The 26634-nt window shown below is 34.6% G+C and carries 11 protein-coding genes; 1 reads left to right on the top strand and 10 read right to left on the bottom strand.

The genetic code is table 11. The annotated features are described in order from the left end of the window. Positions 1-12 precede the first annotated feature (12 nt). The 5 genes from sov to QLQ96_RS08115 all read right to left on the bottom strand — a co-directional run bounded on the left by sov (position 13) and on the right by QLQ96_RS08115 (position 11579). Positions 13-7212 carry a T9SS outer membrane translocon Sov/SprA gene (gene sov, locus QLQ96_RS08135; protein ID WP_482496188.1) on the bottom strand — a complete coding sequence of 2400 codons (7200 nt, stop codon included), beginning with the start codon at positions 7210-7212 and terminating at the stop codon, positions 13-15. 25 nt (positions 7213-7237) lie between these two features. Further along, positions 7238-7819 carry a Holliday junction branch migration protein RuvA gene (ruvA, locus tag QLQ96_RS08130; RefSeq protein ID WP_482496186.1) on the bottom strand — a complete coding sequence of 194 codons (582 nt, stop codon included), beginning with the start codon at positions 7817-7819 and terminating at the stop codon, positions 7238-7240. A gap of 78 nt (positions 7820-7897) precedes the next feature. Beyond that, on the bottom strand, positions 7898-10189 hold the full coding sequence (locus QLQ96_RS08125) for an NADP-dependent malic enzyme (RefSeq protein ID WP_482496184.1): 2292 nt from the start codon (positions 10187-10189) through the stop codon (positions 7898-7900). A 153-nt stretch (positions 10190-10342) separates the two neighbouring features. Continuing rightward, complete coding sequence (locus QLQ96_RS08120; RefSeq protein ID WP_482496182.1) at positions 10343-10768, bottom strand: CBS domain-containing protein; 426 nt, start codon at positions 10766-10768, stop codon at positions 10343-10345. A 571-nt stretch (positions 10769-11339) separates the two neighbouring features. Next, positions 11340-11579, bottom strand: coding sequence for a helix-turn-helix domain-containing protein (locus tag QLQ96_RS08115; protein ID WP_482496180.1), 240 nt, complete (start codon positions 11577-11579; stop codon positions 11340-11342). Between the two features lie 89 nt (positions 11580-11668). Here QLQ96_RS08115 and QLQ96_RS08110 point away from each other — a divergent pair, with 89 nt between their 5' ends. Further along, the gene (locus QLQ96_RS08110; protein ID WP_482496178.1) at positions 11669-12007 is read left to right on the top strand and encodes a hypothetical protein; all 339 of its coding nucleotides are present in this window, start codon (positions 11669-11671) and stop codon (positions 12005-12007) included. A gap of 265 nt (positions 12008-12272) precedes the next feature. Here the strand turns inward: QLQ96_RS08110 and QLQ96_RS08105 are convergent, their stop codons facing one another. From QLQ96_RS08105 to QLQ96_RS08085, 5 genes are all read right to left on the bottom strand, one after another. Further along, on the bottom strand, positions 12273-14285 hold the full coding sequence (locus tag QLQ96_RS08105) for an OmpA family protein (protein ID WP_482496176.1): 2013 nt from the start codon (positions 14283-14285) through the stop codon (positions 12273-12275). Positions 14286-14293: 8 nt separating this feature from the next. After that, entirely contained in the window at positions 14294-15205 is a 912-nt protein-coding gene (locus QLQ96_RS08100; protein WP_482496174.1) for a PorP/SprF family type IX secretion system membrane protein, read from the bottom strand. A 48-nt stretch (positions 15206-15253) separates the two neighbouring features. Further along, positions 15254-23851, bottom strand: a complete 8598-nt coding sequence (locus QLQ96_RS08095; RefSeq protein ID WP_482496172.1) for an Ig-like domain-containing protein — start codon at positions 23849-23851, stop codon at positions 15254-15256. A gap of 505 nt (positions 23852-24356) precedes the next feature. Then, positions 24357-25280, bottom strand: coding sequence for a tRNA epoxyqueuosine(34) reductase QueG (gene queG / locus QLQ96_RS08090; RefSeq protein ID WP_482496171.1), 924 nt, complete (start codon positions 25278-25280; stop codon positions 24357-24359). Continuing rightward, positions 25280-26626, bottom strand: coding sequence for a cytochrome P450 (locus QLQ96_RS08085; protein WP_482496168.1), 1347 nt, complete (start codon positions 26624-26626; stop codon positions 25280-25282). Before QLQ96_RS08085 ends, queG begins: the two co-directional genes overlap by 1 nt. Positions 26627-26634 lie beyond the last annotated feature (8 nt).

Here is a 26634-nt window from a genome sequence, read left to right as displayed (position 1 = left end):
AGAAACCTAAATTTAATTTCCGAAATTATAACGAAGTGTGAAACCTGATCTGATATTTGTTAATGGGAAAGAAGTTGAAATAACTGCTTTCGAGAACGAATGATCATAATAAAATATTGCTGTTAAGTTTTTACTGAAAGCATAATCGGCCGTTAATTTTAAAGTCCAGATATTCTGACCTGCTGCCAACTGATTATTGTCGTAATCTAAATATCGAACCAAAGTCTCATTATTTCTATATGAAAAATCAGCTTTTATATTGATATCACTTTTAATAATTCCCGTTGGATTATCTGCCAATCTTGACGAAATAATTACATCTTTAAATCGATATCCTAATCCTACAACATACTCCATCCCTCTTACTTCTGTCAATAAATTATTATCAAAACTCATAGACAAAGCACGGTCTTTTTTAACCTCTGTTAATAAACGGAATGAGCTTTTTAATTCGAAATCAACTCTTATAAGCGGACTAAACTGCTCCACTAAGTTAACATTCGACATAATCGTTTTATTAAAGAAGTTTGTATTTACGTCCTGACCATTTGGATTTTCAAAGTAATCAAAGTTCGATCTAAACTGGCTAATTGTGTAAGAAGCTCTATAATTATGCTGTAATGAAAAACGTCTAAAATGATCTTTGAAATACTTATAACGCATTAAACCATTATATTTCACATTCCAGTTTGGAATAGGAAAACTTCTAAAAATACTTGTTGAACTACTCGAAGCATCTCCTCCTGTATAAGCTGCCATAAATGAAGGCAACAGTACAGCTTGATTACTTTTTGAAAAACCGATTGGATATCCTTGATTGGCTACATAAATTTTATAGTTTGGATCTGTTTCAGCCGGAATTGGATTATTCACGTCTCCATATCTAGGAATTTCCGCTCCGCCATAATGTTGCTCTGCCAAACGGTTTGCAATAACTAAACGATTACTTCTAAAATCATCAAACGCAGCCGACTCTGTTTCTGAACTTGTTGAAAAACTGGTCTTAATTAATACTGTTGAAATAGAAAACATTCCATAACTGTATGGTGACAATGGCAAATATTCGCCTGTATTTTGGTCCACACTATATTGTTCAGATGAGTTTTCAGAATACGCGCGATCCATAGCCAGATCAATTTTCAAATCAGGCAACAAATCTACATTTGCTGTCACTTTCAAAAGTTTGTTGCTTACTTGCGTAAAGTTTTGATTAAAATTCTGATAGCTAGTCAACCATCCGTTCTTCGCTGCTTCAAAACGCACATCATCTTGGCTACCGAACACAAATCCTAGCGAAGGCTTAGATGTACCGAAGAAACCTACCCCTGGAATATATCCCGGTAAAACTGTACCATTATTTTTGGTATAGTTAATCTGAACATTTTTAATACTTGTCAAAACTCCAATTAAACCATCATAAAAAGGATTACTGCTTGTAACTGGTTTAGCTATATTTACAATTTTTTCTCCTGGTTTTGGCGGTGCAGCCGGTTTTGGTTTTGCTGGTTTTCCTCCTGGTGTCAGTCCTAAATACTTGTACAGCATATTCATATTTAATGTCGTCGACAAAGTATTCGAATTGGCATTTTGAACCGTATTTCCTAAATCCCATGATACTCCACTTTCATCTACATATTGCGAAAGCGCCGTTGACGATCTTTGCCAATTGTAATCTGCCGTATACGAATAGGTAGCTTTTACGAAACTAAATATTGGAATCTTATTAATTGGAATATCATAATTTAAAACCAATTGCTGCAAATGCTGGTTTGGTATACCGGTGTCAAAATAATCATCCCAAATATTAAAATCTTCTTTTGGCGTATTATCGTCGTTCAAAAAGTTTCTTACGATATTATTAGACGCTGCTGTATAATTTAGTTTTAATGATTTTGTCAAATTGAATCCAAAGCCATATTGATAATTAAACGCAAAGTTTCTTCTGTAAAGAGGATCAAGTCCAATACCTTCAACGTCTACTTGTCTATATTGCTGGCGATTGCTTTGTCTTAAAATATTTGTATTAAACGAAACATTCGAAGGAAGATAGTTGATATTAAAATCGCTTAACAGTTTCCAGTATTCACTTGTTTTCATGAATTTGGTCTGTTTAAACGGAACTACCTCTTTCGGTTGGAAAGTATAAGCATAGTTAACCGAAGTATTTGATTGCTCGTCATCATAGCTTTCAACTTCATAATCGTGTCTTTCTACTTGATTGTATGATTGAGAGAATGTAAAGTTTTCTACATCATAAACATGAGGTTTCTGCTCTGGCGCTCTATCTTTTCTTACTCCAATAAAGTTGATACTTTTACGCTTAGTATAGTCTACTGCTCGCGTTCTGATATTCTCTTTTTCTGCTGGATCTGTAGTTTCTCTTATTAACTGATCTAATTTAATATCTTGATTAAAAGGATCATATTCTGGGGTAATAACTTCTTCTCCAATTGCATAATTGAATGGAAGATTAATTCCCCATTTTGGAGGAAGCAGTTTTCCTAAATTAATATTTGTAACAATATTATATTGCTGGATATCTTCACGATCTCTTTCGTTAGCACCTTGTTCAAGAGAACCAAAACCAATTGTACTCTTTTTACCAGAAGCAGACAATGTCATCAAATCGGCCATATTGGTATCTACATTTAATAATGCAGCCATACCTCCTTTGTTTTCCAAATCAGACATACGAAGTTCGTTAAACCAAACTTCACCCATAATATCTTTATGATTTGCTGCACTTTTTACTCCAACCATTAAATTTCGAACTAAACCAAAATTCGGATTTCCTTTAATACCTAAAGTTAATTTTCCGTCCTGGTCACCACCATCTACATCAGGATCTCGGTCTGGATAATAAATACCATTTATATCTCTTTTCGGTGAGTTAATATCGATATTCATTCCTAAAATTTTCATTCTTGTCAGTAATGACAGAGCGACATCAATATTATTTTCTTCAAGCCAAACTTGATCTGGACTGATAGTACATGTACCACCCGCTCTTGTCACTTTTAATGGAATTTCGATTTGATAAAAGTTCTGTGTAAAGTCATTACCAAAACGGATAAATCCGACCATCTCATCGTCTAAAAGTTGAGTTTCATTTGGAAGTGATTCTGCGTGAAGGAACATTTTCAGTTTTTTGTACTGACGCATATCAACACTTACATTTTTGAAAACCGCTCTAGAATCTTGATATTCCAATCCAGAACCTGCTATTCGCAACGCTAAAGATTGTTCATTTTGATTGATAATTGTATTGTTATTGTACAATTGCTCTCTTTGAACTCCCGGCGGGATAACATAATTTACTGGACATTTTGTACCGTTTTCCTGAATGTTTACAGCCGCAACATCAAATTGAGTTCCGTCATCATCAGGATTTGTATCATTTGCATCTAATGTTCCCGTGTATTTTCTCCATTCTCCTCTAACTAAATCCAATGCTCCAAAACGAACTGTCATCTGATCGTTAAATCCAGTCATGAACATACGCATGAAACGAATTGATCTAAAATCGCTAATATTTCCAATCGTATTTTGAGGTTTCGAAACAGGAATCTTAAACTGAATCCATCTTGCATTAGTTGAAGCTCCATTTGGAAGTTCTACATTTTGAACTTCTCTAATATCAGTAATATAATTTTCTCCAACTTGCATACCCGGCCTTACATCAATACTGTATTCATAATAAGCATTGATTGTACTCATGGTATTATCGCGATTAATATCTTCAACGTCTGGAAGAGTTGTAGAACCTCGATTTGGATCATCTATGCTTACAGCAGAGTTTCCTTCTGTTCCGTTATATTGCTTATAACGCTGTAATACGCCTCCTTCTGTATTTAAGAAATACTTATAGTTATCCGCCGCAGGATCTGGCTCTCCTGCATAATTGGTATAGATTGATCCCTCTTTTCCATCTGGCAAACCATCTAAACCAACGTCCTGATTTTTACGATTATCAGCATTAGTATCAAATGCATAAATTAAAGACTGAGAAGCTGGCACATCTCCCCAAAGTGGCTGAGGATTTACCATCACTTGATCTGGTCCTAAACCGTTTTCATATTGTTTTCTTCCGTCTTTAAGAACGTCTTCGGAAACTTCTCCTAAATTGAAATAAATTTTTCCATTATTAGCCCCTTGAGCCTGACCTGTTCCAACATATGGGTCAAGCACCCAAAACTGAATGTATTCGACATTTCCTTGCTCAAAGTTTGTAGAGTTAAGCGCACGCATAATTCCGCCAAAATTTGTTGACGGACTACTAGCTGCAAAATTTGGATTATTATTATAAGGCCCTCTATCTGATGGATAATAGGTTAAATCCAGCGTATTAATAACCTGAATCTGTCCTTGTGCAATATCTGTATTTGGATAAAGTTCTCTACTATAAACCCTTCTCGTTGAATTTAAAGATAAATCATCATTTGAAATTCCAGATGGTTTTGAAGTAAAGAAAATTGGGTCAATAGTGTACCAAGATAACTTAGCACGTTTATAACCATACTCTAATGTATTTGCACTTGCGTTAAAAGTGTTATCTGTAGCAGAATTAATAAATGGTGTTGAAGCCAAACTCCATGCATAAGCAGATCTCATATCAATTGTAGTCTGAGTACCTTCAAAATCGTCAATATAAATTGTAGCTTCTCCTTCAAAATCACTTGCTTTTGGAGCGTCAGGTTTCAAAAATGCAACCTCTCCACGAATCGAAAGATTAGAAGGAACATCTGTATCTATATTTGGCAATTTGTTTGCTAATCTTGTCAAAAACGGAACTTCTGTTGAGTAATTTCCGTTAAAACCAAAAATCGTATTATTCACAGATTCTTGTCCGTAACTTGATTTTTGAGTAAAAGGACGTTCAGTCATTTTTAAGAATGTACCTCCAACAACAAACTTTTCAGAAATTTTATGTTCAACATTAAATCCCATAAATCTTCTTGTCTGCTGACCGAAGATTGAATTATTTTCTAATGAAACTTCAATCGGCGTATTTGAAGCTTGAAGTGAAGGGTCTAATATCTGTACTCTTCCTAATTGATAATCTACACTATAATCAATACCTTCTACTAAAACACGTCCTGCAGCTGTCACAACAACAGATCCCTGCGGAACATTGAATGCACCGATTGGAATACCGTTGCTTCCAGAAGATTTATATTTTCCTCTTAACAAGAATTTGTTTTTATCACTATCCTGCAATGCTCCAGCCTGAGTATTCTTATACATGTTTCTAAATACATACTTTCTCTGATTCGCGTTGTATGTAGTTGGATCATTATAGCTCTCTCCAGAATTGGTGTTTAATTTTCTAAATAAAAGTTCTCCAAAAGGCTCTTTAGTTGTAAAAATAATTCGTGCATTCTGTACATCAACAGTTACTCCAGGAACGTAGTCAAAGAATCCGTCTCCTCCTGTCTGCGGATCGTTATTGTAATTTAAGCGGTCAAGATTAAAGACATTTAACAAAGGCGTTTGCTCTACTTTATCATCTGCTGACGGGTTTGCAGGGAAAGTACTTCCTGATACTGGCGTAATATAATTTATTGGCGAAGGATCTGTATAAAGGATATTAAGTCTGAAATCTTCTTGCTTAATCTGATAAGCCTGCGGAATCTGATACACGTTTTTCATCATCAAGTTCCAAACTGGATTTTGCACATTTGTCAAACTGCTCTTCAGCATTTTCAAAACCAAACTCTGCGTAACGATTGCCTGGTTGGCATTGTTATTTCCTGTAACTACCGTCGCGTCCACACCATCACTACCAAACTCCCCTACTTGATATGTTTTCCCTCCAACTGTATATTCAAAAGCAACCGCTAGAATTTCATCATTAGCCAAACGTTGCTGTAACGAGATATAACCTAACTGTGCATTGAAAGTAAATTCGTTTGTTGTTAATTTTCGAGCATTTTCCAGAACAGAATAATCTGTTCCTTCATTTACGTTGGTATTATTAAATCCAGATTTTGCTGTTACAATTTCTCTAATATTAGAATTTAAATAACTTCCTGCTTTACCAATTGCTGCAGGATCATATTTGTTATTTGTATTATCAGTCGGAGAATCTATAGGATTATTAAAAAACCCTATTGGATCTGTAATTACAACAACTTGATTGTCTGGTACGCCTGCAACCTGCCCTTCTCCTAAATCTTGAAGCGCAATAACGTTTCTTAAGTTATTATTTGATGTAGTTACTCTATTCTGTTTATTAGTTACCCACACCTCAATTCTTGTAACTTGAACACGGCTATCGATTAATGGATAATTTCTAAGAGAAGCATCGTACTTATTTCTAAAGTATTGTGATAAGAAAAAATGTCGGTCATTATCATAATCTAATGCGAACAAATCAAAGTTTTGCACTGTTCCTCCACCTTCTGCGACTATACTTTTGGTTTGGGACTTTTGTTCTGAGAAAACTCCAGTTACAGTTGTCTTACCAAATTGCAACTGCGCCTTAACCCCAAATAAACTTTGAGCACCTCTAATTAAAGTACTATTTAAAGGCATGCTTACGTTACCTACCTCAACTTTCTGAACAATATCGTCTTCTGAAGGAGTGTAAGCCAATTTAAATAAATTCTGAAAAGCAAATGTAGATTGTGTATCGTAATTGGCATTTACCTCCAAACGAGTTCCAACTTTCCCCATCAAGCTCATACTGATTCTTTGATCGAAATCGAAAGTCAAGCTGGATCTGTTTCTTGGTGAAAATGAAGGGTTGTCTTGTTTGGTGTAGCGCATCCCCAAGTCCATTTCAACTGATCCTGTGGGTTTTACATCAATAGTATTACTTCCAAAAATACTTTCGAATAAACTCGAATTGATATAATATCTGGGCAATAAATCTTTTTTGGCAGCTTCAGCTCCTGCTTTTTTACCGTCAATGGCATCAGATTTTTTTCTAAAATAATCTCGTCTGGCTTCTTTTAGAACTAAATCTTCGTATTCTTTTGGAGTTAAAATTAAAGGGTAATTAATAGAAAAACCATCTACTGAATTGGTGTAGATATAACGATCTGTAATAGGATCGTATCTATATGCCGAAAGTACGCTCGGAGGATCTCCGATCTCTATCTTACCGACTGAAAATTGAGTTTTAGTTGTATCTTGTGCTGCCGGTGCAACCTGTGCACGCAAAACATTACCGCAGAGCAATACCAGCACCAAAATACAAATTTTACGCATAGAATTCTTTTATATAAAATGAAATTTATAAGCTTTTTAAAGCCTTTTTGATGATTGTTTCTACAGTAGCTTCAGGATCTTCTTTAACGATCTTTTCTATTACTTTTTCGGAAGCTTTTCGGACAAAACCTAATACTTCTAGAGCAGATAACGCTTCATCTCGATTTCTATTGTTATGAACAGCAAAAACTTCGTCTAAATCATATAATTTAACAACTTTGTCTTTTAAATCAAGTATAACTCTTTGTGCTGTTTTGTTTCCAATCCCTTTGATAGACTGGATTACGCCTACATCTCCCGATGCAATGGCATTTATAATTTGCTTTGGTTCTATTGACGAAAGCATTGTTCTTGCGATTCCTGCTCCAATTCCTGAAACAGAAAGCAGCATTCTAAAGATTTCGCGCTCCGATTTTTCAACAAAACCATATAAAGTATGCGCATCTTCTTTAATTTGAAGATGCGTATACAATTTTATATTTTCAGAATTTGGAATTAAGGAGAAGGTATGCAACGATATATTCACCTGATAACCAACCCCTCCGCAATCAATTACAACTTCTGTAGGATTTTTTTCTACTAATCTTCCCTGCAAATGTGCTATCATAAATGTAATTTCTTAGTATCAAATATAACAAAAATGCAATAAAACTACGACAAATTTGTTCAATCCTTGTTAGAGCGTTTATTGCGCTATTTTATTCTTTTTAATTTCTTTTTCTTGTGCATCAATAACAGCAATAGCAGCCATATTGACCATCTCTTCAACGCTAGCACCCAATTGGAAAATGTGAACTGGTTTACCCATACCCATCATGATTGGTCCAATCGAATTCACTTTATACAATTCTTTTAATAATTTGTAAGTGATATTTGCTGACTCTAAATTAGGGAAAACCAATGTATTTACTTTTTTTCCTGCTAATTTTGAAAATGGAAATTTCTCTTGAAGCATTTCTGGATTTAAAGCAAAATCTGCTTGAATCTCTCCATCAACAATTAAATCTGGGTGGTTTTTATGCAAATATGCTACAGCTTCTCTTACTTTTCCAGCACTTTCGCTAGTTGAAGAACCAAAGTTTGAGAATGACACCATTGCAATAACCGGCTCAACACCAAACATTCTAGCTGTTTTTGCAGTCATAATTGCGATATTGATCAAATCTTGTGCAGAAGGATCAATGTTTATTGCAGTATCTGATAAGAACATTGGTCCGCGAGAAGTAAGCATCATGTTTGCAGTTGCTACCAAAGAAGCATTAGGCGCTTTCTCGATTAACTGTAACATTGGTTTTACAACTGATGGATAACTTCTAGAATATCCTGTTACCACAGCATCTGCTTCTCCTTCATTTACCATCATTGCTGCAAAATAGTTTCTTTCGCGCATGAATTTTTCAGCATCCAATTTAGAAACTCCTCTTCTTCCTCTCGTTTCCCAGAATGATTTTGCAAATTTGTTACGTCTTTCTTCTTCTTCATCCATTTTAGGATCAATGATTTCAAGATCGGCATCAAAACCAAGCTCTTTTTTCAATTCTAAAATCTGTTCTTTGTTTCCTAATAAAATAGGGAATCCGATTCCGTCTTCGTAAACAATTTGTGCTGCTTTTAAAACATTTAACTGATCTGCCTCTGCAAAAACAACGCGTTTAGGATTTACTTTAGCACGGTTTGTAATTAAACGCACCATTTTATTGTCGTTACCCATACGCTCACGAAGCGCATCTTCATAAGCTGCCCAATCAGTAATTGGATTTTTTGCTACTCCAGAATCCATTGCAGCTTTTGCAACCGCTGGAGCTACAACTGTAATCAATCTTGGATCGAATGGTTTTGGAATGATATATTCTTGGCCAAAACCAATTTTTGTTTCACCATAAGCAACGTTTACTTGCTCTGGAACTGGTTCTTTTGCCAAAATAGCTAAAGCTTTTACAGCCGCCATTTTCATTTCTTCATTAATTTTTGTCGCTCTTACATCTAGTGCTCCTCTAAAAATATAAGGGAAACCTAAAACGTTATTTACCTGATTAGGAAAATCTGAACGTCCTGTCGCCATAATAACGTCTTTTCTCGTTTCTACAGCTAAATTATAATCGATTTCCGGATTTGGATTTGCCATTGCAAATACAATCGGATTTTTTGCCATTGTCAATAACATTTCTGGCGATAAAATGTCTCCAGAAGATAATCCGATGAAAACATCTGCACCTTTTACGGCTTCGTCCAAAGGAATTTTAGCTCCGTCAATAGCGTATTTTAATTGTAAATCTGATAAAGCAGGATTGTCTTTTGTTAAAAGTCCTTTACTGTTGTACATTAAAACATTTTCTACTTTTACTCCAAGTAAAACATATAAATCTGTACAAGCAATTGCTGCAGATCCTGCACCAGAAACTACTACTTTTACATCTTCAGCTTTTTTTCCTGCCAATTCAAGAGCATTGATTAAAGCTGCAGAAGAGATAATTGCTGTTCCGTGCTGATCGTCGTGCATTACTGGAATATCCAATTCTTCGATCAATCTTCTTTCGATTTCGAAAGATTCTGGAGCTTTGATATCTTCAAGGTTAATACCTCCAAAAGTTGGAGCAATATTTTTTACAGTCTGAATAAATTCTTCAACATTTTTTGTATCAACTTCGATATCAAAAACGTCAATGTCAGAGAATATTTTAAACAACAATCCTTTTCCTTCCATTACGGGTTTCCCTGCTTCTGGACCGATATCTCCAAGTCCTAAAACAGCTGTACCGTTTGAAATTACGGCTACTAGATTACCTTTTGCTGTATATTTATAAACGTCTTCTTTGTTTGCTGCGATTTCTAAACATGGTTCTGCAACTCCTGGCGAATAAGCCAATGACAAGTCTCTCTGGGTTGCATATTTTTTTGTTGGAACTACCTGAATTTTTCCTGGAGTTGGTTCTGCGTGATACAGTAACGCTTCTCTTCTTTTACTCTCTTTGTTCATTTTTTTAGCATTTATTCTAGCTTACAAAGATATAAGTCTTGTTTTAAAATGGAGTCTTTTTAGCGTTTTCTTTTTTTAAAATCCATTCGAATAAATAAAAAAAGTCCAATAGAAATTGGACTCGTTTGAATTTTTATCGTTTTTAGATACCGTTTATTGAGAAATATAAGAATTCAAATGGTTGATTGTGTCTTTTTGAATTTCTATTATCGACTTTACTACATCGCTGATTGAAATGATTCCAACTACGATTCCGTCTTCGAGAACAGGCAAATGTCTTATTCTTTTTTCGCTCATAAGTTCCATACAATCTTCAAGATTATCTGAAAGTTTTACTGTAAAAACATTACTTTCCATAATCTCATGAACAAAAGTTTCTTTAGAAGATTTATCCTTCAGAACAATTTTTCTGGCATAATCTCTTTCCGATAATATTCCTTTTAAAACATTATCATCAATAATTAAAATTGCTCCAATGTTTTTTTCTCCCATAACTTTTAACGCATCATAAACCGTTAAATTGGAGACAATCGAATAGACATTTCTTCCTTTTGCTTTAAGTATTTGATCTACAGTCATAATGAAAAATTTTTAGGTTTATAAAGTTATAATAAAAACCAACACAATCTGCAACGAAAACGTTTTATTAAAATCATAACCTATTCATTTTAAACATAATAAATCAAAAATTGAATTTCCAATATTATAACGTAAAGAATGAAATTGTTTAGAATGTTTTTTTGAAGAAAATTAGATTTTTTAACGTTTGTGCACAAGCAATAAAAATTGTTTAGCGCACATTCAAATGTGCCTATGGGACATAAATATATATCGATTTTGTCCAATTGGGCTACCAACCATAAACTCCTAACGGAGTTATTTCGTGGAAAAATTAAAGATGGTACTGAAAACTCTGCTAGGAGTTACGGGTCGGTAGAATTAAATTTGAATTGCGGTTAAATATGTTACAGAGGAACGTTTGATTAATTCGGCAAACATCCAATTTTCATAAAATCAGGTGTTCCTCTGGAACACAACCCAAAACCATACATTATTTTTCTACCAATCATAAACTCCTAGCGGAGTTATTTCTTAAACATCAAAAAAACCTTTTCTAAAAATTTAGAAAAGGGTTCTGTAATAATTGCATTTATTTTTCAGAAAATATTTTACTTACTAAAGTTGCTGATTCTATTTTTAATGCATCTGCTATTGAAAAAAGTAAACTGATGGAAATATTTTGTTCTCCTTTTTCAATTCGTTGAATAGTGCGTACATCAGCATTACATAATGTTGACAATTTTTTTTGAGTAATCTTTTCCTTTTTTCTGAGTTCTTTGATGAGCAAACCTAATTTGATAATCTCTAACTCGTATTTATTATTTTCCACATATCAAATTTATTAAAGTAAGGAAAAAAATCGAGCGACATATATGTCGTGTTTTGAAATAATGCTATATTTGCTAAAAAAATCTTACAATGGATACAAATGAAATCAAAAATTCAGATCAACTGAAAAAACTAACATCTTTATATTTCCGAACTTTAAAACCTGTGAATGATCAAACAAAAACTAATATTGCTCAAATAAGCTTTTTAAACTATGCAGAATTGGGCTACGTTATTGTTGATATGCTAAAACTTTGCATTCTAGCTTTAGAGCAAGACGCTCATAAAACTTCACAAACTAACAAAAATGGAGCAATAAATGTGAGTCTTATTTTGGAAAATATCCTTGAACTAATTCCTTTACATGAATTTGAGTTTTTAAGTGAAATTAATTATTTGCTTGCTCAAGATTCTATTACTAAAGAATAAGTAAAAAACTTTAATTCATTCTGTAGGAATTTCTGGTCGGTAGAATTGAATTTGAATTGCAATTCAATACGTTCCAGAGGAACGTTTGATTAATTCGGCAAACATCCAATTTTCATAAAATCAGGTGTTCCTCTGGAACACGACTCAAAACGATACATTTTTTTTCTACCAACGATTAACTCCTAGCGGAGTTATTTTGCAGACATTAAAAAACCCTTTTCTGAAATTTAGAAAAGGGTTTTCGTGTATCTTAATTAAAGTCTTTTTACATTGCTACAATAATAAATTCGCTTCGTCTATTTTTCATGTGTTCTTTTTCTGAGCATTTTACTCCGTCAGCACATTTGTTAACCAATTGCGTTTCTCCGTAACCTTTGGCTGTTAATCTGTCTTCGGTAATTCCTTTTTGAATCAGCCAGTTTTTTGTTGATTGTGCTCTTTTCTCCGAAAGAATCTGATTGCTTTCTGAAGAAGAACGGCTATCTGTATGCGAACGAATATCTAGTTTCATGTTTGGATAATCGTTTAATAGATTTACCACTTTCATTAATTGCGGTTCTGATGTTTTTTTAATTGTCGCTTTACCCAAATCGAAGAAATTCATAGGAAGGTTTAGCAATTTTGCAATATCTACTCCTACTCGCATTGAACTCAATTTTACTGGACTAATTGCCACTTTTTTGATCGCTACCGTTTTTGCTGCAAGCGGTTTAAATACTTTATTTAATCCAATCATTTGAGTCGTTTCTCCTTTTTCTCTGCTAATAGTTACTGCAACTTCTTTTGCATTATAATCGTCTTTCGCAGTTCTAATCGTATACTTTTTACCACATCTTAAATCAGGAAAAACATAATTTCCTTTTTCGTCTGTTGTGATAGTTCCAACTGGATCAAATTTTTCATTGAATAAAGTCAGAGAAGTATTCGCCAAGATTGCGTTTGATTCTGCATCGGTAACGGTTCCTGATAAATTTTGTTCACAGATTAATCTTCTGGTTTCTGCAAATCTGTAAATATCATCCATCCCAAGTCCGTTTTCTCTATTTGAAGAAAAATAACCGCTTCTGCTTTTACTGTCAATACTGAAAGCAAAATCATCTTGCTTGCCATTTACAGGTTCTCCAACATTTAGAACGTCATCGTAAGTTCCGTTTGCTTTAATGCGCGAAGCGAAAATATCCAGCCCGCCTAAACCTGGACGTCCGTCAGAAGCAAAATACAATTCGTTTTCTCCAGAAATGAAAGGAAAAGTTTCTCTTCCTTCTGTATTAATAGCTGGACCTAAATTTTCTGGCGTACCGAAAGTTCCGTCATTATTAATTGTAACTTTATAAATATCAGACTGCCCCAACGTTCCTGGCATATCTGATGCAAAATAAAGCGTTTTTTCGTCTACGCTTAAAGCTGGATGTGCCGTGCTGTATTGATCGCTATTGAAAGGAAGTTCTGCAACATTTTTCCATTCGTTATCGATAAATTCTGCTTTATATAACTTTAATAATGTTACTTTTTTGTCATTGCTGCGTCTTTTACCATCTGTAAAGTTGTTTCGGGTAAAATACATTGTTCGACCGTCTTTTGTAAAAATCGGACTTGACTCATTGAAATTATCTTTTTTTCTTTTTACTAAAAGTTCAGGTTTACCAACGCTTCCGTCTGGAAGTAAATCTGCTGTATATAATCTAGAGAAAGATGTGTTTGTCCACTGAAAATTGGCTTTAACAACTCCGCCTGTATCGCGCGCAGAAGTAAAAACGATTTTATTGTTGTAAACAGCGCTTCCGTAATCGGAATATCGAGAATTAACTCCAGCATCGGCAATTTGGAATCGGCCTGAATTTTCTTTTATATCTTCTAAATAATTTTTGTCACTTCTAATAAGATCTGCTCTTTTTTCTGAAGTTGCTTTTTGATTGAATTTCTGCAAAATCTCGTCAGATTTACGATAATTCCCCGCCGATTTTAATGATTGTGCATATCGATATAAATATTCCGCATCTTGGTTTTCGTTTATCACGAATAATTGTTCGTACCATTTTAATGCATTTTTTAATTCTCCATTAAAATAATATGAATTTGCCAAACGCTGAATTACGCCTTCATTTGTTGTTTCAGCATTTACTAAAGTCTCGTATACTTTTATGGCATCCGCGTAAGCGTACTCTTCGTATTTTTTATCTGCATATTTTATGTTCATTGTAGTAAATGGATTTTGCGCATTTACATTGAAAACAAAACTAAACAGTAAAACGATCAAAATTAATTTTCTAGCTTTCATAGGTTGTCTTAAAAGAATCTTGGAGATATCATTTTATTGTAATTATTGAAGAATTCGAATCTTAGGAAAATCTCATGAGATCCAGAATTGTATTTTCTCAATTGCGTCGTTTCATGATCGTAACCGTAACCTACGTACATTCCTTTTGTAACTTGAAATCCTGCCATTGCACTAACAGATGCGCTCCAACGGTAAGCAAGCCCTAAAACGAATTTGTCATTGAACATAAAATTTCCTGAAACATCAACCTGCAAAGGTGCTCCTTCTACCATTTTTGCCATTAAAGCTGGTTTGAATTTTATGTATTCTAATCGATCTAAATTAAATACGTAACCTGCTATTAAATAATAATTGATTTTTTCTTTAAAAATAGCCACATCGTCTGAGTCATAACGGTTTGTTTCTATAAAATTTGGAACTGACAATCCAACATATGCTCTATCTGAATGGAGGTAAAGTCCAGCTCCAACATTTGGCGAAAATTTATTTTTAAGATTCTGAAACTGCGGATCGTCCTGATCTTCGTAACTCAATTTATTCATGTCGATATTGAAAAGATTGGCTGTCCCTTTAATTCCAAAAGACAAATTCCAAGTATCTGAAGTCGGAATTGTATAAGACAAATCTGCCGATAAGGTATTTTCTACCGTTGGTCCGATTTTATCATTCACCAAAGAAACTCCAAGTCCTAAATCAGTATTTTTCAAAGGTGTATTAACAGAAAATGTACTCGTTTCTGGCGCTCCATCTAACCCAACCCATTGTGTACGATACAACCCAAAAACGCTTAAAGCTCCTCGCGAACCTGCATACGCTGGATTGACTTCGATTGTGTTATACATGTATTGTGTATACTGTGCATCTTGCTGCGCATATGACACAATCGAAAAAAACATAAAAACTAAAATTAATTTTTTCATTTATTAAGCTTTAGAACGGCCTAGTTAGCACTAAGCCGTAGTCCAATTTTATTTATTAAGATATAAATACCCTGATTCTTGGTGAGAGTTTTGAGTGCCGTCTTTGTATTTTAAAACATAGAAATACGTTCCAACCGGAAGACCATCAGTTTGTTTGATTGTAGAACGTCCGTTAGAATATCCAACAAAAACTCGATCGTTATTGTTATACTTATCTATGTTGAAAACCAGAACTCCCCAACGGTTATAAATTTCAACGGTATTGTCTGGATAACATTCTATTCCTCTTATATAAAACCTTGCATTCTTGCTGTCTCCGTTTGGAGAGAAAGCATTCAATACTTTAATAGAACATCCGTTTAAGTCTAAGACTGTTGGATTGTCTCCGCTATTGCTTGCATCGTCTGACTTGTCTTCAACCACAATTCCTCTCACACTGCTTCCTTTTACAGTTGCTTGATTACTCACGCTTCCTCGATTAATATCTTCCTGAGTTATTTTGTAAACTGCTGTAAAATTAGTTTCGTTAGATTCGTTAACTCCCAAATTGATTGCTTGTCCTGAAACAACTACTCCAGGCAACGGATCGTTTATTGTGATTCCGACAAGAGGCACATTTCCTGTATTTGTTACAGTAAATTTGTATGTGATTGTTTCTCCTGCATTTGCAAAACCGCTCTTATTTTCGTCATTGAAAACTGCGGTTTTAACAACAGAAATAGCTGGAACTTCAACAAAAACATTTAATGTCGCCGTAGAACAATTTGTTGGATTTGCCTTTTCGCAAACTTGATATGTTAATGTATACGTATTCCCTGGTGTGTTTGGTTTTACGCTTACTGTTCCGTCTGCATTCCACTCAAAATAGGCGTCAGGTATTAATGGTTTTAAAATAACATCTGCTGGATTAATTGGCTGTCCGTTTATTAAATCATTTTCTAAAACATTGATAAATTCTAAAGAACCGTTAATTCCGTCGGCACTTACATCATTGTCATTATTTAAAGTAATCTCATTTGCCGTTGGCGAAACTGGATCTGCAACATTATCAATTGTAATTTTAATTACCGCCTGACTGCAATTTGATGTGTTTGCAGCTTCGCAAATCTGATAAGTCAATTCGTAAACTCCATCTGGCGTATTTGTCGCAATGTTGATTGAACCATTTGCATTTAATGAGAAGTTTGGATTTACTACTGGCACAGATAAAATAACATCTGAAGGTTTAATTTCCGCTCCATTCAATAAGTCGTTTTCAAAAATATTAACCGTAGCATTTGCTCCTTTTTTCACATTTATTGGTCCTGTCTCATCATTATTTGCTTTTATAGAAAATGTTGGACGTGCATTACAATCTGGTTTAGTAGGCGGATAAGCAACAGTAACCGTCACAGTAGGGTTTAATGAAAACTCCATTCTCACTCCATTTCTGGTAGCTTCAAATCCGTCGACACCTTCTATCCATATGCCATTATTTAAAATCCATCCTGGCCAATCAACTCCATTTCCATTGGTATCAATTTGCGCTCCTGGCCATAAAATATTTCCGCTTAATTGCAGATTTGTCTGAGTCGCAACAACATTATTATTACTATCAATCCACTTAATCGTTAGTAAATTATTTGTTGTAAAATTATCTGGCGTAACGGTGTAATTAACATAAGGAGCATTGTTTGAACAATAGCTGTTTGCTACAACTGTCATTTTTGGTTCTGCTACCGTTACTTTTACAACATTTGAATCACAGTTATTTGAATTTAATTTTTCGCAGATTTCATAAGTTAGTTCATATTCTCCTGCAGGTGCGTTAGGTGCTAGTGTAACATTTCCGTTTGCATCTACAGTTAAATATCCTTTTGGATCTGTTTTAGTCACATTCAGATTTACATCTGAAGGCACTAATGCATTTCCATCTTTTGTATCATTTGCAAAAACATTAATTACTTCTTGAGGAACATTTACCCCAACTGCTGGCACAAGATCTTCGTTTGCTACAAGTTTACTTCCTTTAACTGGTACAACTGAAATTACCGAATCACAATTTAACGGATTAGTATTTTCACAGATTTTGTATTCTACATTATAATTTGCTGCTGGCGTATTTGGCGCAACAGTTATCGTATAATCTGAATTTAATGAAAGTCCCGTTGGAAGCGTTCCGATAATTTCAAACTTAACTTCTCCAGCTGCTGTTCCAACTGTAATTGGATTTCCGTTTAAAGTGTCATTAGAAATTAATGAAATGGTTTTTCCTCCGATATTTCCATTGATTGATGCAATCACATCTTCAACCGCATCGATTAGAGGTATACTCACTGTTACTTTTACAGTATTTGAACTACAGTTGTCCAGATTTAATTTTTCGCAGATTTCGTAAGTCAGTTCATAATCTCCAGCTGGCGGATTAGCGCCTAAAACAATGCTTCCGTCTGGCTTCAATGTCAGATAGCCTTTTGGATCTGATGTTGTAGTTTTCAGCGTAACATCTGACGGGTTTAACGGCTGTGCGTTTTTAGTGTCATTATCAAAAACATTTTTTCCTAAAGTCTGGGGAACATCCGATCCTAAAACTGATGGAATCTCATCTGCGTTTGCTACTAGATTTCCTGCTGTAACTGGCACAGTAATAGTTACTGAGTCGCAGTTTAACGGATTGGTGTTTTCGCAGATTTTATATTCTACTTCATAATCTCCTTTTGGCGTATTTGGCGCAACGCTTATTGTGTAATCTGAATTTAATGAAAGTCCCGTTGGAAGAGTTCCAATAATTTCAAACTTAACTTCTCCTGCTGCTATTCCAACTGTAATTGGATTTCCGTTTAAAGTGTCATTTGAAATTAATGAAATGGTTTTTCCTCCGATATTTCCGTTTATTGAAGCTATCACATCTTCAACCGCATCGATTACAGGAATGCTCACTGTTACTTTTACAGTATTTGAACTGCAGTTGTCCAGATTTAATTTTTCGCAGATTTCGTAAGTCAGTTCATAATCTCCAGCTGGCGGATTAGCGCCTAAAATAATGCTTCCGTTTGGCTTCAATGTCAGATATCCTTTTGGATCTGACGTCGTAGTTTTAAGCGTAACATCTGCTGGGTCTAATGGCTGTCCGTTTTTAGTGTCATTATCAAAAACATTTTTTCCTAAAGTCTGAGGAACATCCGAACCTAAAACTGATGGAATCTCATCTGCGTTTGCCACTAGATTTCCTGCTGTAACTGGCACAGTAATAGTTACTGAGTCGCAGTTTAACGGATTGGTGTTTTCGCAGATTTTATATTCTACTTCATAATCTCCTTTTGGCGTATTTGGCGCAACGCTTATTGTGTAATCTGAATTTAATGAAAGTCCCGTTGGAAGCGTTCCGATAATTTCAAACTTAACTTCTCCTGCTGCTGTTCCAACTGTAATTGGATTTCCGTTTAAAGTGTCATTTCCAATTAATGAAATGGTTTTTCCTCCGATATTTCCGTTTATTGATGCAATCACATCCTCAACCGCATCGATTACAGGCAAGCTAACTGTTACTTTTACAGTATTCGAGCTGCAGTTGTCCAGATTTAATTTTTCGCAGATTTCATATGTCAATTCATATTCTCCTGCTGGCGGATTAGCGCCTAAAACAATGCTTCCGTCTGGCTTCAATGTCAGATAGCCTTTTGGATCTGACGTTGTAGTTTTCAGCGTAACATCTGATGGGTTTAACGGCTGTGCGTTTTTAGTGTCATTATCAAAAACATTTTTTCCTAAAGTCTGAGGAACATCCGAACCTAAAACTGATGGAATCTCATCTGCGTTTGCCACTAGATTTCCTGCTGTAACTGGCACAGTAATAGTTACTGAGTCACAGTTTGCAGGAACTGCACCTACTTCACATATCTTATATTCAATACTGTAATTTCCTTTTGGCGTATTTGGACTAACTGTAATAGTACCATTTGCATTTAACGCCAATCCTGATGGTAAAGTTCCAACAATACTTATTGCTACTTCTCCCGCATTAGTTCCAATTACAGCTTTAGTATTTTTAAAAGTATCGTTTGATATTAATGATATTGTAGTTCCTCCTATGTTTCCGTTTATTGGATCAATACTATCTATTACTGCATCTATTGCATTTACAACTTTAACCTCTGCAGTTGCTGTTTTACAATTTGCAGGATTTGCTCCTTTTTCACAGATCTCATAGATAATACTGTATGTGCCACTTGGTGTATTAGCAGCAAGGGTTATATCACCATTAGTATCAACGCTTAATGGTCCATTACTGCCCATCTTTACAACTGTATTTGCGTCTGTAACGGCTACTCCGTTTAAGGTATCATTTGTTTTAACATTACCAATATTTACGGCAATAGATTCCGAAGCTTTTGTTCCAAATTGATCTTCATTAGCACATAAGATTGAATTAATAACGAAACTTACATCATCAGAAGAACATCCATTAGACGATACAGAAATAGTATAACTCCCTGTAGGCGCAGTAATTGTTCCTGAATTATTTTTAACTCCAGCTGAAGGAGTTATTGTATAATTATAAGCTGGGTTATAATTATTAATAATAAAACTTCCAGTAGATGCTAAACATGTTGGTTGCGTAATAGCGCTCAATGCTGGCGAAGTAGGTGTCTGATTTACTGTAACCGATACTGAAGTCCTTGAACTCTCGCATCCGTTTGTTGTCTGGCTAACATAATAAGTTTTTGTTGTCAGAACATCTGTCAAATCCAATACGCTTCCTCCTGTCGACGCTGCATACCATTTTATATCGCTTCCTGAAGTAACCGTCAAATCGCTTACTTTTTTATTTTCTAATGAACAGAATGTCTGAGTCGATGCAGTTGGTGGAGTCGGTATTGGATTTACAGTTATAGTAATTGGAGATGAGAATGAACTAGGACACCCAGTAGCATTTGTTACCTGAACACTATAATTTCCTGAAGCTGATACAATAATAGATTCTGTTGTCGCTCCTGTTGACCATAAATAAGCACTTCCTCCGCTTGACTTTAAAGTTATACTTTCTCCCTGACAGAATGTTGTTGATTGTTCTGTTGATATTGTTGGTGTTGCTGGTGTTGGGTTTACTGTAACTCCCACCAAAGTTCTTCCGCTTTCACAATTATTAATTGTTTGACTTACGTAATAATTACCCGAAGTTAAAATTTCACTTCCTAAATATTGTGTCCCACCTGTACTGGCATTATACCACTTCAAAATACTTCCTGAAGTAACTTTTAAGTCATTTACTATTTTATTTTCTCCTGAACAGAAAACTTGATTTACTGCTGATGGTGCTACTGGAGTTTCATTTACCGTTACACTTACGGCTCTTCTTAAACTTTCACATCCGTTTGCTGTCTGGCTTAAATAATAACTTCCTGTCACAAGTATTTCATTTCCAATATATAAAGTACCACCTGTATTAGCACTATACCATTTATATGATGATCCTGAAGGAGATAAATCACTTACTCTCTTTAATTCTACAGAACAGAATGTCTGAGCAGAAACTGTAGGGGCTGCTGTATTATTTACTGTTACAGAGACAGTTCTTCTTGTACTCTCTCCACAACTATTAGTTTGACTCACATAATAATTGCCTGACGATAGTGTTTCTGTTCCTGAATATTGTGTTCCATTTGTTGAAGCGTTGTACCATTTTAAATTAGTACCAGTAGCTATTAAATCATTTACTGTTTTCGAATCTGTTCCACAAAAAGTCTGAGATGATGCAGTTGGTGGAGATGGAATATTATTTATTGTTACTGCAACCAATGTTCTAGCGCTTTCTTGACAAGTGCCAGCCGTCTGGCTTACGTAATAATTTCCTGTAACTAATGTTTCTGTTCCTGAATATTGTGTTCCATTTGTTGAAGCATTATACCATTTCAAATTGGTTCCTGTCGCTACCAAATCACTTATTTTTTTATTTTCTGCAAAGCAAAATGTTTGTGCAGAAGCAACTGGTGCAGATGAAGAACTTATTGTAACTTTTACTTGGGTTCTTGTACTTTCGCATCCATTTGCAGGAGTTTGGCTAACAAAATAATTTCCAGCAGTCAATGAAGCATTTGCTGCATATTGCGTTCCGTTTGTTGCAGCGCTATACCATTTTAAATTGGTTCCTGTCGCGACTAAATCACTTACTTTCTTGTTTTCAGAAGCACAGAATGATTGATCAGAAGCTACTGGCGCTGGGGCAAATGTAACAGAAACTGCAGAAGAGCTATCACTTATGCAATTTGAACTATTTGATACTTTAACTGAATAAGTTCCATCTGTAGTAACAGTAATATCACGTGTAGTATCACCTGTTGACCACCAATATCCGCTGCTGCTAGGCGCTCTTAATGTAATGCTACTTCCTCCAAAACAACTGATTGAGCCATCGACTATAGTAGCATTGGTAGTTCTTGAAGTAATACTAGGCGTATTAGGTTGCGGATTTACTGTAACTACAACTGCCTTTACAACTGAACATCCATCAGATGAAACTGCTTTTATGTAATATGTTCCAGAAGCTACAACAGCATTTGATGATGATAACACAGTTGTAGCTCCTGCATTTGTCCAATAAGAAAGTGTCAAGCCAGAAGAGCTTCCTGCTGTAATACTAGAAGCTGTCAAATCTATAGTTGAAGGTGCACAAACTGAAGCAGGATTTGTTATCACAAGATTCGGAGATTTTGGACTTACTGCTGCACTTGCAGAATTGTTTGCTGCGTTTGTATCTATTCCATTTGGTAATGATGCTGTATTGGTATAATTTCCAGATGCATTTACAGTGGCAACAATTTTTAATGTCATTGATGTTTGAGCTTCTACATCACCAATCGTCCAAACTCCTGTTGTAGAATTATACACTCCAACTGATTGTGTTGAACTTACATAAGTGTAACCTGAAGGAAGTAAATCAGTCACTGAAATTCCAGAAACATTGTTTCCTCCCAAATTACTAACTTTAACTGTAAATTCTACATTAGATCCAACGCATGGTGTTGCATTATCCACTGTTTTAGTAATTCCTAAATCAGTACATAACGCTACTGCAACTGTTTTAGAAGGAGTCTGAGCCCCACATACTAATGTCGAAGAAACTGAATAATTACCCGTTTTTGTTGCAACATATGTTGGAGAATTAGCACCACTAATTGCTGTTCCATTGTAATACCACTGATATGGCGCAAAACCAGGTGGCGTCGTTAATTCCGCTGAGTTATTGGTACAACCTCCTCCTTCAATATAAGTCAAACCTGGATCTCCTGGTAACGCGGCAAAAGTTGAGAAAAAACCAGCCATCGAGAAACCTCCTGCTTGCTGTACTATCGAAACCGTTAGTTTAGCTTTACTTTCAATAGAAAGAACCTCAGGTCTTCCTATTTTCTCACTATTAAAATTTATTATATACCATCCAGTTGAGCCAATTTGAAAACGAGCTCCAATTCCAGATATATCCGTGGTTTTTACGCCATTAATCTTTACATCCTCAGATGCACTTCTTAATAAAATATATCCAAAATAATCTAAATTGCCTGAGCTATAGCTCTTAAATTTAGTAGTTTCTACAAACTCTGATCCTCCACACTCTGATACTGGTGCAATACTAGAAATATCAACTTCACAATTTTGTGCAGTCCCTGAGTAGACTGCAACTCTTTTATCTGCAGAAATTCGAGATGTTGTAAAATTTGTAACTGAAACTCCATTTACAAAAGTAAAAAAATCACCTGCTTTTTTTAAAATTACTGTTTTAGTCAAACTAGGAACTAAAACTCCTGCAGTTGTAAAGCTTTGTACAGTTAGTGCTGTATCATCTTTTGTAGCCACGACAGTAGTTTGTTCTGCAGTATCATTTCCTGTTCCTCTTTCAAGAAAATATTCTGTTCCTAAAACCGATTCTGGAGGAATTTGGTTGAAAGCTCCATCTCCACAACCACCAGGCATATCAATGGCTGCTGACGTATTCATAACTATTGGATTTGAAGATTCTACTAAGGTTCCAATATTCGCTTTAAATAAATAACTTTGCCCTTGATTTAATGTCGTTACAACTGCATTATTAATTTTTATAGTAGTATTATTAGCAGTCGCCATAATACTGTATATTGGCCTTTGCTCACCGAAAGTGCTAAAACTGCCCAATGATCCATCTCTGTAATAACCTACTCTAAATCTTATTCCAAGTCCAGCATCTCCAAAGCTTGTTAGAGCGGCATTTCCTTTAATATTGGCGTCTCTATTCTCATCATCCTTATAATCATCAGAAGCAATATTTCTCAAATTAACTGCTGTAGGTCCAGTACTTGTTACGATTAGTCCCGCTCCGTTAAGAACAGTATTTAAAGCATTCATTGGAAGATTTCTTGCCAAAAGCGTAAACCTATAAACTGCTGGTTTTCCTTTTTTAGCCGTCAAAGTTGTTACAGCTGTACCATCACTTTTTGTGATTGTAATATCAATATCTACAAGCGAATTTGTAGATATTACAATTTCATTCGCTTTACTAAAATACTGCCAAGGAGCTGGCGCAATATAGTGTTTTGAATAAAACTGAGCCGAAACACTGTAAGAGTTTAGTAAGAAAAAAACAATAAGAAAAATTAGCCTAGAAAATCCAGACTTATAAAAAGTAGAGTTACACATAGACAACTTGGGTTTGTGGAAAAGAAATTTTGAATGCAAAAAAACAGATGATCGTTTTTAGCATCTTGAGGAGATACGTGAAAATATATATATTGGATTTTAAAAAACTTAAAAAAGTTTTTTCAAGACTTACACATAAAAAAGACATCATGCAGACCATTGACATATAGTAACGTAAAGACTATAAAAGTCTCTCAGGTTTTAAATTAAGCAGATTTGGAAAGTGCGAAAGTATATCGAGAATTGAAAACGAGCGTCATTATTCCGATGAAGTGCACATATACTCGTCAAACAACAGTTTTTAACACCTGTTTATCTATTGAAAATCAAAAAAGTATAAACATTTGACAAAGAAACAGGGGAATTTTCTTAAATAATTGCGGTAAATTTAAATTCCTACAGAATTTATTGACAAATAACAAATATAAGAAGTTAAAATACGGGGAATGAGAAAAACCACAAACAACTGATAGACAACAATATAAACAATTAAAAAATAAGTATACTATTGCAAAAACTTGATGTTACGTTTTAACCCATCAAATTTTGTTCTTTTAATAGGAGAGTTTTTAAAGACTTGCTTAAAAGTTTCTTCGGTAATCTCTATCCAGTCTTTTTTTGCAAAAGAAAGTAAATCTGGATTAGGATTAAACAAAGGTTCTGAATGCGGTTTAGAAAATCGATTCCATGGACAAACATCTTGGCAAGTATCGCAACCAAACATCCATTCGTCGAATTTCCCTTTCATTTCTTCAGGAAGATTTTCTTTTAATTCAATGGTGTAATAAGAAATACATTTACTACCATCTACAATATAAGGAGCCACAATCGCTTGCGTAGGACACGCATCGATACAAGCTGTGCAAGACCCACAATGATCTGTAACGGCATGATCGTATTCCAATTCTAAATCAATAATAAGTTCGGCAATGAAGTAAAAAGAGCCGACTTTTTGAGTAATCAAATTGCTGTTTTTTCCTATCCAGCCCAAACCGCTTTTAGCAGCCCAAGCTTTGTCTAAAACAGGTGCAGAATCAACAAAAGCACGTCCCGAAACTTCTCCAATATTTTCTTCAATCGAATGGAGAAATTCTTTTAGTTTATCTTTAATTACAAAATGGTAGTCTTGTCCGTAAGCATATTTAGAAATCTTAAAGCTTTCATCGTTCTGTATTGAATCTGGGTAATAATTAAGTAAAAGTGAGACCACACTTTTACCATCATCAACCAATAAAGTTGGATTTAGACGTTTATCAAAATGGTTTTCCATATAAGCCATTTGACCATTTCGATTATTCTTTAACCAGTTTTCAAGCCGAGGAGCTTCCTTTTCTAAAAAACCTGCTTTAGATATTCCACAAGAAAGAAAGCCAAGTCTTTTGGCTTCTTCTTTTATAAATTTCGAATATTTTTCTTTAGAATTAATCATTATCTTTCAGAAAAAACAACTTCAATGCCAACAGGTTTTAAGGTAATCAACGGATTAAAATTTACAGTATTCCTTACTGAAACAATCTTATATTTTTTGACAATATAAGAAATTGCCAGACACATTTCATAGATAGCAAAACCTGCTCCAATACACATTCTTGGCCCTGCTCCAAAAGGATAAAAATATTGCATAGAATGCTTTTTCTGTTCTCCTAAAAAACGATTTGGATTAAAATCATCTGGATTTTCCCAATATTTCGGATTTCGATGTAATTCATAAAAAGAAACACCAATTAAAGTACCTTTTTTTATATTAAAATCTCCTAAAGTATCATCTTCAACATTTTGTCTATCTGTAATCCATGCTGGAGGGTACAAGCGCATTGACTCATTCAAAACTGCATTTATATAAGTCATTTTTTGAAGTTGTTCAACAATGTCGTTGCTCTCAGATTCAACCCTAAGGATTTCTTCTAGCACCCTTTGCTGAACATCCTGATGATTTCCTAATAAATGCAATGTAAAAGTAAGAGCATTGGCAGTTGTTTCATGCCCTGCAATAAAAAGAATTTTGATTTCGTCTATTAATTGTTCAATAGACATACCCTCGCCAGTGTCTTCGTAACGAGTTTCCAAAAGCATGTTAAGCAAATCATTGAGTTCAATTTTTGAAGCCGTTCTTTCTTCAATAATTCCTCTAATGATTTCATTATTTTCTTCTGCTAGTTCAAGATGTTTCTTTACTTGACCAGTAATAGAAAACCACCACACTTTATGTGGAAGCCTAATTTCCTTAATTAGAAAATTCTGAACCGCTTCAATAATATATTTAATTCGATCTAATTTCTTTTCTTCAATCGAAAATTGAAATAATGATTTAGCAACTATATTAAAAGCCAATTCACTCATTAAAGGAAAAAGATCAACACTTACATTTACAACCATTCCATCCAACTCAGAAACAATTGTAGTTTTCATATTTTCAACCAGCTGATTCATTTTTTGTTTATGAAATGCAGGTTGAATAAGTCTTCTTTGTTTTAGCCAATATTCTCCATCAACAGTTAGAAGTCCTTTACCTAAATATTTTGATAGATAAACAGACTGAAACTTAGATTTATTGTAATTTTTATGGTTTTTCTGAAGTATATATTGAGCAACATCATTGTCTCTTGATAGCACAATGTGTTTTGACTTACCAATTTTTATGGAAAAAGAATCGCCAAAATACTCAAAATATTTTTTATGATATGGTATCGGATTTCTACGAACTCCTTCTGCATCAACTAAAAACCTAAAAATAGAGAGACTTTGCGGGTAATTATATTTTTTGCTTATAGACATATTCCTAT

Source organism: Flavobacterium sp. B167r, from assembly GCF_056824315.1.
This window is presented reverse-complemented; position numbering and strand designations above follow the sequence as displayed.